The 387-nt window shown below is 35.9% G+C and carries 1 protein-coding gene; it reads left to right on the top strand.

Going from position 1 to position 387, the window contains the following annotated elements:
* Nucleotides 1–387: JHBP domain-containing protein (locus tag F0L68_RS46145; RefSeq protein WP_149855483.1), on the top strand; the 387-nt coding region annotated here is incomplete at both ends.

The following is a 387-nucleotide window of genomic DNA, read 5'->3' as shown; positions in this document are numbered from 1 at the left end:
GAGTAGCTAAGGGAGTTAAAGACTGCACAGTCAATAAATTTGAAGCCAATTTCGACGATCTACATGCAAGTATCGAGCTAGTCTGTGATATAACTATCAAAGGACATTACTCAGTTTACTCAGGGAGTCCCCTTATTAAAAACTTTTTAGGAGGAGATAATATCCATGGTGATGGAAATGGAAAAGCGAAAATAGAAAAGTTCAAAATTGCATTTGATTTCGATTTCACCGTAGAGAAACGAGGAGATGATTTATTCATTAAAAGCAGCATTGACAAGATGAAATACACGTACGATGTTTTAGGTAAAATGGTATTTGCAGCTGATAACCTTTACGTCGGAAATAAAGAACAAAGTGCTTCCATCGTCAAGCTTATGAACGAAAACT

The sequence above is a fragment of the Solihabitans fulvus genome, from assembly GCF_008386585.1.
In the GTDB taxonomy this organism is placed as follows: Bacteria; Actinomycetota; Actinomycetes; order Mycobacteriales; family Pseudonocardiaceae; genus Solihabitans; species Solihabitans fulvus.
The sequence above is the reverse complement of the archived record's forward strand: the minus strand, read 5'-3'. Positions and strand labels throughout refer to the sequence as shown.